The organism is Neorhizobium sp. BT27B (assembly GCF_050455485.1).
Taxonomy (GTDB): Bacteria; Pseudomonadota; Alphaproteobacteria; order Rhizobiales; family Rhizobiaceae; genus Neorhizobium.
This window is the reverse complement of sequence record NZ_JBCIYT010000003.1, coordinates 99685-114697: the sequence shown is the minus strand read 5'-3', so window position 1 is coordinate 114697 and position 15013 is coordinate 99685. Positions and strand designations below refer to the sequence as shown.

14 protein-coding genes are annotated in these 15013 nt (G+C 59.5%); 11 read left to right on the top strand and 3 right to left on the bottom strand.

Annotation, left to right across the window (positions count from 1 at the left end):
• The first annotated feature begins 124 nt into the window (after nucleotides 1-124).
• The gene (gene ade, locus AAIH70_RS09270) at nucleotides 125-1819 is read left to right on the top strand and encodes an adenine deaminase (RefSeq protein WP_132271966.1); all 1695 of its coding nucleotides are present in this window, start codon (nucleotides 125-127) and stop codon (nucleotides 1817-1819) included.
• 125 nt (nucleotides 1820-1944) lie between these two features.
• Here the strand turns inward: ade and AAIH70_RS09265 are convergent, their stop codons facing one another.
• Nucleotides 1945-2787 (bottom strand): alpha/beta fold hydrolase, encoded by an 843-nt coding sequence (locus AAIH70_RS09265; protein ID WP_132271965.1) that lies wholly within the window; start codon nucleotides 2785-2787, stop codon nucleotides 1945-1947.
• 189 nt (nucleotides 2788-2976) lie between these two features.
• Here AAIH70_RS09265 and AAIH70_RS09260 point away from each other — a divergent pair, with 189 nt between their 5' ends.
• The 4 genes from AAIH70_RS09260 to AAIH70_RS09245 all read left to right on the top strand — a co-directional run bounded on the left by AAIH70_RS09260 (nucleotide 2977) and on the right by AAIH70_RS09245 (nucleotide 5943).
• Nucleotides 2977-3177 (top strand): hypothetical protein, encoded by a 201-nt coding sequence (locus AAIH70_RS09260; protein ID WP_132271964.1) that lies wholly within the window; start codon nucleotides 2977-2979, stop codon nucleotides 3175-3177.
• Nucleotides 3174-3428: a type II toxin-antitoxin system RelE family toxin gene (locus AAIH70_RS09255; protein WP_132271963.1), complete on the top strand. Its 255-nt coding sequence runs from the start codon at nucleotides 3174-3176 to the stop codon at nucleotides 3426-3428. The genes AAIH70_RS09260 and AAIH70_RS09255 overlap by 4 nt, the downstream gene beginning before the upstream one ends.
• A gap of 108 nt (nucleotides 3429-3536) precedes the next feature.
• Nucleotides 3537-4634 (top strand): carboxynorspermidine decarboxylase, encoded by a 1098-nt coding sequence (locus AAIH70_RS09250; RefSeq protein ID WP_132271962.1) that lies wholly within the window; start codon nucleotides 3537-3539, stop codon nucleotides 4632-4634.
• Between the two features lie 67 nt (nucleotides 4635-4701).
• Entirely contained in the window at nucleotides 4702-5943 is a 1242-nt protein-coding gene (locus tag AAIH70_RS09245; RefSeq protein WP_132271961.1) for a saccharopine dehydrogenase family protein, read from the top strand.
• Between the two features lie 85 nt (nucleotides 5944-6028).
• Here AAIH70_RS09245 and AAIH70_RS09240 read toward each other — a convergent pair whose 3' ends face one another.
• Nucleotides 6029-6151 (bottom strand): hypothetical protein, encoded by a 123-nt coding sequence (locus AAIH70_RS09240; RefSeq protein WP_281033525.1) that lies wholly within the window; start codon nucleotides 6149-6151, stop codon nucleotides 6029-6031.
• Between the two features lie 232 nt (nucleotides 6152-6383).
• Between AAIH70_RS09240 and AAIH70_RS09235 the strand changes: the two genes are divergently transcribed.
• A complete protein-coding gene (locus AAIH70_RS09235; protein WP_132271960.1) occupies nucleotides 6384-7292 on the top strand; it encodes an AraC family transcriptional regulator in 909 nt (302 codons plus the stop codon).
• Between the two features lie 9 nt (nucleotides 7293-7301).
• On the opposite strand, the gene AAIH70_RS09230 is transcribed toward AAIH70_RS09235, so the two are convergent.
• Nucleotides 7302-8945: an alpha-glucosidase family protein gene (locus AAIH70_RS09230; protein ID WP_132272553.1), complete on the bottom strand. Its 1644-nt coding sequence runs from the start codon at nucleotides 8943-8945 to the stop codon at nucleotides 7302-7304.
• Nucleotides 8946-9230: 285 nt separating this feature from the next.
• Between AAIH70_RS09230 and AAIH70_RS09225 the strand changes: the two genes are divergently transcribed.
• From AAIH70_RS09225 to AAIH70_RS09205, 5 genes are all read left to right on the top strand, one after another.
• Nucleotides 9231-10811: a peptide ABC transporter substrate-binding protein gene (locus tag AAIH70_RS09225; RefSeq protein ID WP_132271959.1), complete on the top strand. Its 1581-nt coding sequence runs from the start codon at nucleotides 9231-9233 to the stop codon at nucleotides 10809-10811.
• 114 nt (nucleotides 10812-10925) lie between these two features.
• On the top strand, nucleotides 10926-11849 hold the full coding sequence (locus tag AAIH70_RS09220; RefSeq protein ID WP_132271958.1) for an ABC transporter permease subunit: 924 nt from the start codon (nucleotides 10926-10928) through the stop codon (nucleotides 11847-11849).
• Entirely contained in the window at nucleotides 11846-12763 is a 918-nt protein-coding gene (locus AAIH70_RS09215) for an ABC transporter permease (RefSeq protein ID WP_132271957.1), read from the top strand. The genes AAIH70_RS09220 and AAIH70_RS09215 overlap by 4 nt, the downstream gene beginning before the upstream one ends.
• A 1-nt stretch (nucleotide 12764) precedes the next feature.
• Nucleotides 12765-13772: an ABC transporter ATP-binding protein gene (locus tag AAIH70_RS09210; protein ID WP_132271956.1), complete on the top strand. Its 1008-nt coding sequence runs from the start codon at nucleotides 12765-12767 to the stop codon at nucleotides 13770-13772.
• The gene (locus AAIH70_RS09205) at nucleotides 13765-14790 is read left to right on the top strand and encodes an ABC transporter ATP-binding protein (RefSeq protein ID WP_430033884.1); all 1026 of its coding nucleotides are present in this window, start codon (nucleotides 13765-13767) and stop codon (nucleotides 14788-14790) included. Before AAIH70_RS09210 ends, AAIH70_RS09205 begins: the two co-directional genes overlap by 8 nt.
• Nucleotides 14791-15013: the final 223 nt, after the last annotated feature.

Sequence of the window (15013 nt, the reverse complement as noted above, 5' to 3'; positions counted from 1 at the left end):
CGTCGATCATCCCGACAATGACAATTCCGCGCAGCACCTGACGAACGCTATATTCTTCATCCCCCTCCCCGTTTTGCCGGCAAGCGGCTAAAGAGAGGAATCAATTCAGTATCAGGAGCCCTCCATGAGCCATCGCCTCGAAACCCTCATAGACCAGGGCACCGGCCGCGAGCCTGCGGATATCGTGCTGAAGGGCGGACAATTCTTCGATCTCGTCACCGGCGAACTCGTGGCCTCCGACATCGCCATCTGTAGTGATCGCATCGTCGGCACCTGCGGCGATTACGTCGGCAAGACGGAGATCGACATTTCCGGAAAGATCGTCGTCCCCGGCTTCATCGACACGCATCTGCATATCGAGAGCTCGCTCGTCACCCCGCATGAATTCGACCGCTGCGTTCTGCCCTATGGCGTCACCACGGCCATCTGCGATCCGCACGAGATCGCCAATGTCATCGGCGCGGATGGCATCCGGTTTTTCCTCGACAGCGCCGAACAGACGATCATGGACATCCGCGTCCAGCTGTCGTCCTGCGTGCCCGCCACGCATCTGGAAACCGCCGGTGCCGATCTGCCCATCGAAAAGCTCCTGCCCTTCCGCGATCACCCAAAAGTCATCGGCCTTGCCGAGTTCATGAATTTTCCGGGCGTCATCCACAAGGACCCGACCTGCCTCGCCAAGCTCGACGCCTTCTATGGTGACCACATCGACGGCCACGCGCCGCTGCTGCGCGGGCTCGATCTCAACGGTTACCTGTCGGCCGGCATCCGTACCGAACACGAATGCACGACGGCGGAAGAAGCGCTCGAAAAGATCCGCAAGGGCATGCACATCCTCGTGCGCGAAGGCTCGGTCTCAAAGGATCTACACGCGCTTATGCCGATCCTCACCGAACGCCTGTCGCCCTATCTGGCGCTCTGCACCGACGATCGCAATCCGCTCGACATCGCCGAACAGGGTCATCTCGACTACATGATCCGCACGGCAATCGCCAACGGTGTCGAGCCGCTTGCCGTCTATCGCGCCGCCTCCATCTCCGCCGCCAAGGCATTTGGCCTGCGTGATCGCGGCCTCGTCGCCCCCGGCTGGCGTGCCGATCTCGTCATCATCGACAGTCTCGAAAACTGCAAGGCGGACATCGTTTTTGCAGCCGGTCGCAAGGTCACCGATGAACTGTTTTCCACCCGCAAGCCCGTCGCCCCGGTCGGCCTGGACAGTGTCAAAGCCCGCCCCGTTCAGGCCATGCATTTCGGCGTTCCGGTCGCGGAAGGCGAAACACCGGTCATCGGCGTCATGCCCGGAAAAATCATCACCGAACACCGCCGTTACCGCCTACCGGTCTCCGGCAACCAGACCACCGTCGATCTGGAGCGCGATATCATCAAGGTCGCGGTCATCGAGCGCCACGGCAAAAACGGCAACCATGCCAATGGTTTCGTGCAGGGTTTTGGCCTGAAGAAGGGCGCGATCGCCTCCACCGTCGGCCATGACAGCCACAATATCTGCGTTGTCGGCGTTTCCGAGGACGACATGGCGCTGGCCGCCAACCGGCTCGGCGAAATCCACGGCGGTTTCGTCGTGGTGGAAGACGGCAAGGTCACCGGCGAGATCGCGCTTCCCGTCGCCGGCCTGATGAGCCTTGAGCCATACGAGTGGGTGCGCGACACGCTGCATGACTTGAGAAAGTCCGCCTATGCCCTTGGAACGACTCTTGAAGAGCCGTTCCTGCAGGTGGCTTTTCTGCCGCTGCCGGTCATCCCGCATCTGAAAATATCGGACATGGGCATGGTGGATGTGGACAAGTTCCAGCTGATTTGAACAGGGGCGACAAAGCCTCTCTCGACGTCATCCTCGGGCCTGTCCCGAGGATCCAACCGCGCATGCCAAAACGCCAACGCAGCAGATGCTCGGGACAAGGCCCGAGCATGACGACCACTAAGCAACTACGCCCGGAAAAACGCCAACAAATCTGCATTGACGAGATCGGGATCGGTCGTCGCCACGCCATGCGGCTTGCCGTCATAAACCTTGAGCGTGCCGTTCTTCAGAAGCTTGACGGACAACGGCGCTGAATCCTCGAAGGGCACGATCTGGTCGTCCGTGCCATGCATCACCAGCACCGGCACATCGATCACCTTCAGATCCTCGGTGAAATCCGTTTCGGAAAACGCCTTGATGCAATCGTAATGGGCCTTGGTGCCGCCCATCATGCCCTGTCGCCACCAGTTGCGGATAACGCCCTCGGAGACCTCTGCCCCTGGCCGATTATAGCCGTAGAACGGCCCGGTCGGTATATCGAGAAAGAACTGCGCCCGGTTGGCGGCCTGCGCCTTGCGAAACCCGTCGAACACTTCCAGCGGCAGCCCGCCGGGGTTCTTGTCGCTTTTCACCATCACCGGCGGCACGGCACCAATCAGCACCGCCTTGGCAACCCGTCCCTGCGGTTGGCCGAATTTGGCGACATAACGCGTCACCTCGCCGCCACCGGTGGAGTGGCCGACATGGATGGCGTTTTTCAAGTTCAGATGCGCGGCAAGCTCGGCGACATCGGCGGCATAGGTATCCATCTCATTGCCGGTATCGGTCTGGCTGGAACGGCCATGGCCACGCCGGTCATGCGCGATGACACGAAATCCTTCGTGGAGAAAGAACAGCATCTGCGCATCCCAGTCATCGGCCGAAAGCGGCCAGCCATGATGGAAAACGACCGGCTGCGCATCCTTGGCGCCCCAGTCCTTGTAAAAAATCTGCGTGCCGTCCTTGGTCGTAATGAAATTGCTGCTCATGATTTTCCCTCGGTTGATCTGGCAAAATGCATGCGACGTTTTCGAATGCGCCTGAGGAAGTTCCGGTGGGCGGCGCGGCGCCACGATATGATGAACTGTCAATTTTGCAAATCGCAATAAAAAGCTGAACTTCAACAGAACTGGGTATTCTGCTATATCGCCCACAGCCGCCTGATTTAGAGTTCCGACATGACCAAGCTCGAACAGATCGAAAAATCCGTATCCGAACTGAACAGCGAGGAGCTGGAAGCCTTTTCCGCCTGGTTTGAGGCCTTTCAGGCCGCTCAATGGGATAGACGGATCGAAAACGACAGCGCGGGCGGAAAGCTCGATAGGCTCGCCGAGGGCGCCCTTGCCGAATTTCGGGCCGGAAGGACACGGCCTCTGTGAACCATCACGCGACGGCCGGATTTTGGGACACCTACCACCGGCTGCCGCGACAGGTGCAAAACCTCGCCGACGCGAATTTCGAACTGCTGAAAACTGACCCGAAGCACCCGTCGCTGCATTTCAAATCGCTGGGCAAATTCTGGTCCGCCCGCGTGGGGAAATCCTGGCGCGCACTCGCCATCAAGGAGGGTGACAACGTCATCTGGTTCTGGATCGGATCCCACGCCGATTACGACAAGCTCGTGAACTAGTACCTTTTCGGGCAAACAATCGCGTGTTGGGTCTTGAAGATGTCATCTGCGTCAGGCAATAGGCCCCCTTACGTTTTAGAATAACCGTAAGAAGGCCACCCGACAAAAATGCTGCAGACACCTTACTACCTCATCGACAAGTCCAAACTGCTCCAGAACATGGAACGGATTGCCGCTGTGCGTGAGAAGTCGGGCGCCAAGGCATTGCTGGCACTGAAATGTTTCGCCACATGGTCCGTCTTCGATTTCATGCGCGATTACATGGACGGCACCACCTCGTCCTCGCTGAATGAAGTCCGTCTCGGCCACGAACGTTTCGGCAAGGAAACCCACGCCTATTCCGTGGCTTATGCCGATTACGAGATCGACGAGGTCGTGTCGCACGCCGACAAGATCATCTTCAACTCGATCGGCCAGCTGCAGCGTTTCGAAGGCCAGTCTTCCGGTATCACCCGCGGCCTGCGCCTCAACCCCGGCGTCTCGTCGTCGAGCTTCGATCTGGCAGACCCAGCCCGCCCCTTCTCGCGGCTGGGCGAATGGGATCTGAAACAGGTCGAGCCGGTCATGGACATGATCACCGGCTTCATGATCCACAACAACTGCGAGAACAAGGATTTTGCCCTGTTCGACCGCATGCTGGGCGACATCGAAGAAAAATTCGCGCCGCTGCTGAAGAAGGCCGAATGGGTTTCGCTTGGCGGCGGCATCCATTTCACCGGCGATGATTACCCGGTCGACCAGTTTGCCGAGCGCTTGAAGCGCTTCTCCGGCGAATATGGCGTGCAGGTCTATCTCGAGCCGGGCGAAGCCTCGATCACCAGATCGACGACGCTGGAAACCACCGTCCTCGACACCCTTTACAACGGCAAGAACCTTGTCGTGGTGGATAGTTCCATCGAAGCACACATGCTGGATCTCCTGATCTATCGTGAGAATGCCAAGGTTCACCCGAACCAGGGACCCCATCGTGCGATGGTCTGCGGCAAGTCATGCCTTGCCGGAGACATTTTTGGGGAATTCGACTTCCCCGAAGAGGTAAAGGTCGGCGACCGCATCTCGTTCCAGGATGCTGCCGGCTACACGATGGTCAAGAAAAACTGGTTTAACGGCGTGAAAATGCCGGCAATCGCCATTCGGGAACTGGATGGCAGCCTCAGGACGGTCCGTGAGTTTGACTACACGGACTACGAACAGAGCCTTTCCTGATCAGAAAGGGCCAAAGGCCCACAGGACAAGACTTTCTGACGATTGGACGCAAGGAGTGGTCCCCAGAATGAAAAAGAACGTGCTCATCATCGGCGCCGGCGGCGTCGCACAGGTCGTTGCCCACAAGTGTGCGCAGAACAACGATGTCCTCGGTGATATAAATATCGCATCGCGCACCAAGTCGAAATGCGACGCCATCATCGCCTCGGTCCACGAGAAGAAGGCGATGAAGCAGGAAGGCGTGCTCGAAGGTCACGCGCTCGACGCGCTGGACATCGAAGCCACCAAGGCCCTGATCGTAAAGACCGGCAGCCAGATCGTTATCAATGTCGGCACCGCTTTCTTGAACATGTCGGTGCTGCGCGCCTGCATGGATACCGGCGTCGCCTATATCGACACCGCCATCCACGAAGAGCCGAACAAGATCTGCGAAACGCCGCCGTGGTACGGTAACTACGAGTGGAAGCGCGCTGCAGAATGCGAGGAAAAGGGCATCACCGCCATCCTCGGCGCCGGTTTTGATCCGGGCGTCGTCAACGCCTATGCGCGTCTGGCCAAGGACGAATATCTCGATACCGTCACGGACGTCGATATCGTCGACATCAATGCCGGCAGCCATGGCAAATATTTCGCCACCAATTTTGACCCGGAAATCAACTTCCGCGAGTTCACCGGTGTTGTCTATTCGTGGCAGGGCGGCGAATGGAACGTCAACAAGATGTTCGAAATCGGCAAGGACTACGACCTGCCGGTCGTCGGCACCCGCCGCGCCTATCTCTGCGGCCATGACGAAGTGCATTCGCTGGCCAAGAACATGGACGGCGCCGACGTGCGCTTCTGGATGGGCTTTGGTGATCACTACATCAACGTCTTCACCGTCCTCAAAAACATCGGCCTTCTGTCCGAACAGCCCGTAAAACTCGCTGACGGCTCGGAAGTCGTGCCGCTCAAGGTCGTAAAGGCCTGCCTGCCCGACCCTTCGTCGCTGGCGCCGGAATATGAAGGCAAGACCTGCATCGGTGACTTCGTCAAGGGCACGAAGGACGGCAAGGAACGCACGGTGTTCATCTACAACGTCGCCGACCACAAGGAAGCCTTCAACGAAGTCGGCAGCCAGGGCATCTCCTACACGGCAGGCGTTCCGCCTGTCGCGGCAGCGATGCTGGTCGCCACCGGCGAATGGGACGTCAAGAAGATGGCCAACGTCGAAGAGCTGGCACCCCGCCCGTTCCTCAACATTCTGAACAAGATCGGCCTGCAGACCTGCATCCGCGACGAACAGGGCGAGCGCGAGCTGCATTTCGATTGAGATGCGGGCACTGCCTGAATGCTGAAATGACGAAAGGCCCGCGAGCGATCGCGGGCCTTTTCCGTTGGGTGCACCGATATACAGATCAGCCGTTCAAGTAACGGCGCGGCTTGGCGGCACGCCGTTCGGCGATCTGCCGCTCGACGAAGCGGACAAGATTGCCCACCATCAGGCGAGCGGTGTGCAATAGCTGTGTCAATCCGGTCATGACCGTCTCCTCTGTTGGTTTGTGGTGATGGGTGGCACCGGCTTGCGCCATCCGATGGCCACCATATGCGCCCTTCGCCGCCGAACACGGTAGACCAGACCTCCGCGATGATTGCACAATTCTACGAAAGCCTGTTTTGGCCTCTGGCAAAAAACCATTTCCAATTGTAGAAGGGATCATCGAATACGGCTGTAAAATGGCCGTTTTCAACATACGGCCTGGAGAAGACGTGATGGATCACCTCGCAACACTTGTCACAAAAATTGCACAACACACCGATTGCGACGGCGTTCATCCGACAAAAATTCCCAATCTGTCGCTGATCCGCATGTCCAACCCCACCGAACCGGTGCGCGGCGTCACCCAGCCGTCGCTCTGCATCGTCGTGCAGGGCACCAAACATGTGACGCTTGCCGACCACACCTATGAATACGGCGCCGGCCGCCATCTCGTGGTCTCGGTCGAACTGCCGGTCATCAACCGCATCGTCGAGGCCAGCCCGGAAAAGCCCTATATGTCGCTGCTTCTGGCGCTCGACATGGCGGCGCTTGGCTCGATGCTGATGGAAATGCCGCGCCCGGCCACCGAACTGCCCTCGGCCCGCTGCGGCAAGGGCCTGTGCGTCAGCGAAGCCTCGCCGAGTTTTCTCGATGCCGCTCTGCGCCTGACCCACCTGCTCGACACGCCGGAGGATATCGATTTCCTCGCACCGCTGGCCGAACGCGAATTGCTCTACCGGCTGATGCGCGGCGAACAGGCCCACAAGGTGCGCCACATGCTGATGCCGGAAAGCCGCCTGCAGCAGGTCAACCGCGCGATTTCCTGGATCCGCGACAATTACGCAAAACCGTTTTCCATCGATCGCGTCGCCAGCGAAGCCAACATGAGTTCATCTTCGCTGCACGAACATTTTCGCGAAGTGACGGCCATGAGCCCGCTGCAATACCAGAAACAGCTGCGCCTGCAGGAAGCCCGCCGGATGATATTGGCCGAAGCACTGGACGCCGCCACCGCAGCGCACCGGGTCGGCTACGACAGCCCCTCGCAGTTCAGCCGCGAATATCGCCGCCTGTTCGGCGCCCCGCCAATCCGCGATATTTCGCGGGTACGGGGTGAGCCGAACAGTTACGCCGAAGCATGAGCCAAAAGCTCACACCCGCGCGCAAAACACATCGATGGCATCGAGCTTGACGACACCGCCCTCAAGCGTCGACACGAAGCCCGGCAGGTTGACCGGCATTACACCCGCCAACCGCTTCGGCAGCGTAAAATTCTGCGGCTCGCGGGTGAGATTGTAGACGAACAGCAGCTTTTCGCCGCCCTTCTCACGCTCGAAGGCCAGCAGATCCTGATTGGTCTCGATAAACGTCATGTCGCCGTCGATCAGCGCCGCATGCGATTTGCGGAAAGCGATCGTCGCGCGGTAATGCGCCAGCACCGAAACCGCCAGTTTTTCCTGCGCATCGACGGCGCGCACGGCATGTTCGGCTGGCACCGGCAGCCATGTCTTGCTGCCATCGGTGAAGCCCGCATGCGGCTTGGCGCTGTCCCACACCATCGGCGTGCGGCATCCGTCGCGGCCCTTGAAGGCCGGCCAGAAGCGGATGCCATAGGGGTCGCGCAGATCCTCGAAGGAAAGTTCGGCTTCCGTCAGGCCCAGTTCCTCGCCCTGATAAAGGCAGATCGAACCGCGCAGCGTGGCAATCAGCGTCGCGGAAATCTTTGCAACGCGGTCCTGCTCCTCCGGTGTCTCGATAAAACGGGTGACGTGACGGATAACATCGTGGTTGGAAAACGCCCAGCAGACCCAGCCGTTGACCACCGTGTCGAGCACCGTCTGCATAACCTTGCGGATATAACTTGCCGAAAACGCCGGTCCCAGCAGGTCGAACGTGTAGCACATGTGCAGCTTGTCATTGCCGGTCGTGTAGAGCGCCAGCGTGTTCAGCGAACGCGGCCCGTCGCCCACCTCACCGACACTCGCCCTGCCCTCGTAACTGTCCAGCAGCGCGCGAAAACGCTTTAGGAAATCAATGTTTTCCGGCTGCGTCTTGTCATAGAGGTGGTTCTGCATCGAATAGGGATTGGTGTCGGTCTCCATCCCGGCGCCGTCTGTGTCATAGACCATCGGCGGATTGTTGCGCAGCTGTTTGTCGTGGAAATAATAGTTCACGGTGTCGAGGCGAAAGCCGTCGACGCCGCGGTCGAGCCAGAATTTGACCGTGTCCAGCATGGCATCCTGCACATCCGGATTGTGAAAATTGAGATCCGGCTGCGAGATGAGAAAGTTGTGCATGTAATATTGCTTGCGCACGCCATCCCATTCCCAGCCCGGCCCGCCGAAGATGGAGAGCCAGTTGGTCGGCGCCGTGCCGTCCGGCTTGGGATCGGCCCAGACGAACCAGTCGGCCTTCGCATTGGTGCGGCTCGACCGGCTTTCGATGAACCACGGGTGCTGGTCGGATGTGTGGGAAATCACCTGATCGATAATGACCTTCAGGCCGAGCCGATGCGCCTCCGTCATCATCTCGTCGAAATCGGCAAGCGTGCCGAACATCGGATCGACATTGCAATAGTCCGAAACGTCATAGCCCATGTCGGCCATCGGCGAAGTGAAAAACGGGGACAGCCAGATGGCGTCGACGCCGAGCGAGGCAATATGCCCCAGCCTTCCGGTAATGCCCTTGATGTCGCCCAGCCCGTCACCCGTGGTGTCCTGGAAGGAGCGCGGATAGACCTGATAGATCACGGCCCCGCGCCACCAATCGGATCGGATTCCTGCCTGCGAAATCATAAGCATATACCTCTCGTAGAGTTCGGTTCCTGCCAAACTAAGCCCCGTGAGACAAAAGGCAACCGAGAGCAGCCAGACCGTTCGTAACAGAGTTTTGAACGGTATTTTGATCGCGATAGGTGCAATCTCGATGACATGCTCATAGTTGGTGACGCACAACCCCCAAAAATTCGGGGGGTTACAATGTCCCAATTGCGGCACTAGTCTGCCGCCTTTCCGCATGTCGGAAAACGGGAACATGAATGAAAAAGAGGCTTAGAAGCCTTAGAAAGGTGGGGGTTTCCCATGTATCACTTCAGCAAGAAGTTTTTGGCGACGGCAATGTTTGGCGCATTGCTGGCCTGTTCCGCCCAGGCAGCGACGATCAATATCCACAATGGCGGCGATCCGCAGTCGCTCGATCCACAGAAATTGTCCGGTGACTGGGAAAACCGCATCGCCGGCGACATCTTTGAAGGCCTCGTGACCGAAGATGCCAAGGTCAACCCGATCCCGGGTCAGGCCGAAAGCTGGACCATCTCCGACGACGGCCTCGTCTACACTTTCAAGCTGCGCGACGGCATCAAGTGGTCCGACGGCAAGCCGGTCACCGCCGGCGACTTCGTTTTCGCCTTCCAGCGCCTGATGGACCCGAAGGCCGCTGCCGACTACGCCTACCTGCAATACACGATCAAGAACGCTGAAAAGATCAACAAGGGCGAAATCGCCGATGCCAGCCAACTCGGCGTGAAGGCGATCGACGACAAGACGCTCGAAATCACCCTTGAAAACCCCACTCCCTATTTCATCAACGCCCTGATGCATTACACGGCCTATCCGCTGCCCAAGCACGTCGTGGAAGCCAAGGGCGCAGACTGGGTGAAGATCGGCACGATCGTCACCAACGGCCCATACAAGCCGGTCGAATGGGTTCCGGGTTCCCACGTCACCACCACCAAGAACGACCAGTATTACGGCGCAGCCGACATCAAGATCGACGGCGCAAAGTTCTTCGTTCTGGAAGATCAGGAAGCCGCACTGAAGCGTTACCGCGCCGGTGAATTCGACATCCTCACCGACTTCCCGACCGACCAGTACGAGTGGATGAAGAAGAACCTGCCGGGCCAGGCGCATGTCGCCCCGTTCTCCGGTCTCTATTATTACGTCATCAACTCGCAGAAAGGCCCGACCGCCGACAAGCGCGTCCGTCAGGCGCTCTCCATGGCGATCAACCGCGAAGTGATCGGCCCGCAGATTCTGGGCACCGGCGAACTGCCGGCCTATTCCTGGGTTCCGCCGGGCACTGCCAACTATGGCGAGCCGGCTTACGTTTCGTGGAAGGACGAGCCCTACAAGCAGAAGGTCGAGGAAGCCAAGAAGCTTTTGACCGAAGCAGGTTTCGGCCCGGACAAGCCGCTGTCGCTGGAACTGAAGTACAACACCAACGACAACCACAAGCGCATCGCTGTTGCGATCGCCGCCATGTGGAAGCCGCTCGGCGTCAACGTTCAGCTCGTCAATGCCGAAACCAAGGTGCATTACGACCAGTTGCAGCGTGGTGACGTGCAGGTCGGTCGCGCAGGCTGGCTCGCCGACTACAACGACCCGGACAATTTTCTCAACCTGCTGATGACCGGCGTTCCGAACAACTATGGTCGCTGGACAAACGCCGAATACGACAAGCTGATCCGCGATGGCAATGCCAACAAGGATCTGAAGAAGCGCGCAGAGCTCTTCAAGCAGGCCGAACAGATCGCACTCGACGATTCAGCCGCGCTGCCGATCTACTACTACGTTTCCAAAAACGTGGTTTCTCCGAAAATCTCGGGTTTCGAAGACAACGTGCAGGATACACACCGCACGCGCTGGCTCTCGATCAAAGAATAACAGGGAGTCTAGGCTCTTTTGTCTGGCAGCGTCGTGCGCGTTCATCGTGCACGACGCTGTAGCGCTTTAGGGCGCTTCATCACGCCGAGGTAAAAAGACCCGATCCGAACCAATATGCTCAGTTATGCCTTCCGTCGATTGCTGTCGACGATCCCGGTCTTGTGGATCGCCGTGACAGCCTGCTTTTTCGTCCTTCGCCTCGCACCCGGCGGCCCGTTCGATGGCGAACGCTCGCTGCCCCCGGCGATCCTCCAGAACCTCGCGGCCCACTACAATCTGGATAAGCCGCTGATCCAGCAATATTTCTATTACGTCGGCGATCTGCTGCGCGGCGACCTTGGTCCTTCCTTCTCCAGCGAGGACTTCAACGTCGCCCAGCAGATCATGATCGGCCTGCCCTACACGTTCACGCTCGGCATGACGGCCTTCGCACTTGCCATCATCATCGGCGTCGCCGTCGGCTGTCTTGGGGCGCTCTATCAGAACAAGATGCCGGACTACGTCCTCGGCGCGATGATTCTGGTGGGCGTCGTGTTCCCGAACTTTCTCATCGCCCCCATCCTCCAACTTGTGTTCGGCATCCAGCTTGCGTGGCTGCCCGTCGGCGGCTGGGGGGATGGCTCGCTGAAATTCCTTGTTCTGCCGGTCGTCGTCATGGCGCTGCCGCATGCGGGGCGCATCTCGCGTATCACCCGCGGTTCGATGATCGAGGTGATGAACCAGAACTTTATCCGCACCGCCAAGGCCAAGGGCATCGGCCCGCGCCTAACGGTCATGCGCCATGCGCTCAAACCCGCCATGATGCCGGTGGTTTCCTATCTCGGCCCCGCGGCAAGTTACCTTCTCACCGGCTCGCTGGTCGTCGAAAGCATTTTTGGGCTTCCCGGCATCGGCCGCTACTTCATCAACGCCGCACTCAACCGCGATTACGGCATGGTTCTCGGCACGGTCATTTTCTACATGGTGCTGATCGTCTTCCTGAACCTCATCGTCGACATCGCCTATGCCTGGCTTGACCCGAAAGTGAGAAACAGATGATCCTCAATCCCGCAAAAAGAGAGCTGCTCGCAGCCGAACTGCTGGAAGCGGAAGGTCTTTCCCCGGAAGGTCGTTCGCTGACAAAAGACGCCATGCGCAGGCTCTGTCGCAACAAGGCGGCGGTCGTATCGATCGTTGTCCTGGCGCTGCTCATCCTCGCCGCCTTCCTCGGCCCCTACTTTATCCCGCACGGTTACGAAGACCCGGACTGGGCCGCCTTCCGCGCCCCGCCCTCCTGGGAAGACGGCCACTATTTTGGCACCGACCCAAACGGCCGCGACCTCTTGGCCCGCGTGCTCTACGGCACCCGCGTCTCGCTCGCCGTCGCCTTCGTCGCCACGCTGGTCTCGGTGGTGATCGGCGTGCTTTACGGCGCGATTTCCGGTTATTTCGGCGGACGTCTGGATTCGATCATGATGCGCTTCGTCGACATCATGTACGCGCTTCCCTACATCCTGTTCGTCATCCTGCTGATGGTCATCTTTGGCCGCAACGTCTACCTGCTCTTCGCAGCGATCGGCGCACTGGAATGGCTGACCATGGCCCGCATCGTGCGCGGCCAGACACTGTCGCTGAAACACCGCGAATTCGTCGAGGCCGCCCGCGCTTCCGGCCAGAAGCCGCTGAAGATCATCACAAAACACATCATCCCGAACCTCGTCGGGCCGGTGGTCATTTTTGCGGCCCTCACCGTGCCGGAAATCATCGCGACCGAGAGCTTTCTTTCCTATCTCGGTTTCGGCGTTCAGGAACCGCTGACCTCGCTCGGCACGCTGATTGCCGAAGGCACCGATGCCATGGAAAGCATGCCGTGGCTTCTGGCCTTCCCGGCCGTCTTCCTCGTCTCGCTTCTGCTTAGCCTGCTGTTCATCGGCGACGGCCTGCGCGATGCGTTCGACCCGAAGGATCGCTGACATGACAGACACAATTAAAAACGACGTCCTTCTCGAGTTGAAGGACTATTCGATCACCTTCAAGACGCCGGATGGCGACGTGAAGGCCGTGTCGGGCATGAACCTCACCGTCAAGCGCGGCGAGCGCATCGCCATCGTCGGCGAGAGCGGATCGGGAAAGAGCCAGACATTCCTCGGCCTGATGGGCCTGCTCGCCAAGAACGGCCAGACCTCCGGTCAGGCGCTTCTGGAAGGCCGCGATGTGCTGGCGCTGAAACCGCGCGAACTCGACAAGGTGCGCGGCAAGGACATGGCCATGGTCTTTCAGGACCCGATGACCGCCTTGAATCCATCTCTCAAGATCTCCCGGCAACTGACGGAACAGCTTGAGATTCATCGCGGCTTCACCGCCCGTGCGGCCTCCGTCGAGGCGCTGGATATGTTGAAACGTGTCGGCATCCCTGACCCGACCCGCCGCTTCAATCTCTACCCGCACGAACTGTCGGGCGGCATGCGCCAGCGCATCGTCATCGCCATGGCGCTGCTCACCAAACCGAAACTGCTGATTGCCGACGAACCGACCACAGCACTCGACGTCACCATACAGGCGCAGATCCTCGACCTCTTCAACGATCTGACCGCCGAGATGAACACGGCGCTGTTGATGATCACCCACGATCTCGGCGTCGTTGCCGGCCTCGCCGACCGTGTTGCCGTCATGTATGCCGGACGCATCGTCGAGGAAGCGCCGGTGGACGAGCTGTACGAAAACCCGGCCCATCCCTACACTGCAGCCCTGCATGCGGCGATCCCTCGGCCCGATCAGGATGTCGATGAACTCGTCGTCATTCCCGGCCGCCCGCCCAACCTGCAGCATCTGCCAAAAGGCTGCAATTTCTCGCCGCGCTGTCCCAAGGCGGAAGACGACTGTATCGATGGTCCACCACAGCTCGAAACCGTGGCGCCGCAGCATTGCGCCGCCTGTTTCCACCCCTTCCCGCGTCTCGAGGAGCTGTTGACCCATGCCTAATCAGCAAACATTGGATCAGACATTGTCAGCCCCGACCCTGCTCAAGGTCGAAAACCTCACCACCCAGTTCGAGATCCAGGCAAAGTCCTTCTTCAAGAAGCCGACCATGCTGACGGCCGTCAACGACGTGTCGTTCGAACTGAAGGAAGGCCGCACGCTCGGCATCGTCGGCGAAAGCGGCTGCGGCAAATCCACGCTCGGCCGGTCCATCCTGCAATTGATCCGTGCCCAGAAAGGCCGGGTTGTCTGGCAGGGCAAGAACCTGCTGGACCTTTCGCCGGAACAGATCCGCATGGCGCGCCGCGACATGCAGATCATCTTTCAGGATCCGATCGCCTCGCTCGATCCGCGCATGACGGTGGGCGATATCATCGCCGAACCGCTGACCGTGTTCGAACCAAAGCTCAACCGCGCCCAGCGCACCGAGCGGGTGCGCGAGATCATGAACGCCGTCGGCCTCGTGCCGGAAATGATCAACCGTTATCCGCACGAGTTTTCCGGCGGTCAGGCCCAGCGTATCGGCATCGCCCGCGCCGTCATCACGCGGCCAAAACTGATCGTCTGCGACGAGCCGGTCTCGGCGCTCGACGTGTCGATCCAAGGACAGGTGATCACGCTGTTGCGCAAGCTGCGCAAGGAGTTCGGCCTCATCCTGATCTTCATCAGCCACGACTTGTCCGTCGTGCGGCTGATTTCGGATGATGTTCTGGTGCTGTATCTCGGCCGCATCGTTGAAGCCGGCGACTGCGCCACCGTGTTCAACCACCCGGCGCATCCCTATACGCAGGCCCTCTTTTCGGCGGCCCCGATCCCCGACCCGAAACTTGCCCGCCAACGTAGCCGCATCCGCCTGCAGGGCGATCCGCCCTCGCCGATGAACCCGCCGCCGGGCTGCCCTTTCCAGCCACGCTGCTGGAAGGCGACGGATATCTGTCGCACCAAGATGCCGGTGACCGAACTGGTGCGTCCGGGCCAGTCGGCGGCGTGTTATCATATGGATCGGCCGCCGGAGGCGTAAGGCTTCTGCTCTCGGCCTGTAAACAAAGGTGGCAAACCTCTCCATCGTCATCCTCGGGCTTGTCCCGAGGATCTGCAACGGCCTCATATCATCTGCGTGGTTAGATCCTAGGGACAAGCCCTGGGATGACGAAATCGGAGATTGGAAGGTTTGCCATCAAGCCGAGCCGCCACTCCACCCTTGCCTCCCAAACCATCATCGCGTATCGCCAAATGACGAAAAT

What these genes read in the sequence shown, in the direction of transcription:
- ade (WP_132271966.1), top strand. Translation starts at nt 125, where the DNA reads ATGAGCCATCGCCTCGAAACCCTCATAGACCAGGGCACCGGCCGCGAG.
- AAIH70_RS09265 (WP_132271965.1), bottom strand. Translation starts at nt 2,787, where the DNA reads ATGAGCAGCAATTTCATTACGACCAAGGACGGCACGCAGATTTTTTAC.
- AAIH70_RS09260 (WP_132271964.1), top strand. Translation starts at nt 2,977, where the DNA reads ATGACCAAGCTCGAACAGATCGAAAAATCCGTATCCGAACTGAACAGC.
- AAIH70_RS09250 (WP_132271962.1), top strand. Translation starts at nt 3,537, where the DNA reads ATGCTGCAGACACCTTACTACCTCATCGACAAGTCCAAACTGCTCCAG.
- AAIH70_RS09245 (WP_132271961.1), top strand. Translation starts at nt 4,702, where the DNA reads ATGAAAAAGAACGTGCTCATCATCGGCGCCGGCGGCGTCGCACAGGTC.
- AAIH70_RS09240 (WP_281033525.1), bottom strand. Translation starts at nt 6,151, where the DNA reads ATGACCGGATTGACACAGCTATTGCACACCGCTCGCCTGATGGTGGGC.
- AAIH70_RS09235 (WP_132271960.1), top strand. Translation starts at nt 6,384, where the DNA reads ATGGATCACCTCGCAACACTTGTCACAAAAATTGCACAACACACCGAT.
- AAIH70_RS09230 (WP_132272553.1), bottom strand. Translation starts at nt 8,945, where the DNA reads ATGATTTCGCAGGCAGGAATCCGATCCGATTGGTGGCGCGGGGCCGTG.
- AAIH70_RS09225 (WP_132271959.1), top strand. Translation starts at nt 9,231, where the DNA reads ATGTATCACTTCAGCAAGAAGTTTTTGGCGACGGCAATGTTTGGCGCA.
- AAIH70_RS09220 (WP_132271958.1), top strand. Translation starts at nt 10,926, where the DNA reads ATGCTCAGTTATGCCTTCCGTCGATTGCTGTCGACGATCCCGGTCTTG.
- AAIH70_RS09215 (WP_132271957.1), top strand. Translation starts at nt 11,846, where the DNA reads ATGATCCTCAATCCCGCAAAAAGAGAGCTGCTCGCAGCCGAACTGCTG.
- AAIH70_RS09210 (WP_132271956.1), top strand. Translation starts at nt 12,765, where the DNA reads ATGACAGACACAATTAAAAACGACGTCCTTCTCGAGTTGAAGGACTAT.
- AAIH70_RS09205 (WP_430033884.1), top strand. Translation starts at nt 13,765, where the DNA reads ATGCCTAATCAGCAAACATTGGATCAGACATTGTCAGCCCCGACCCTG.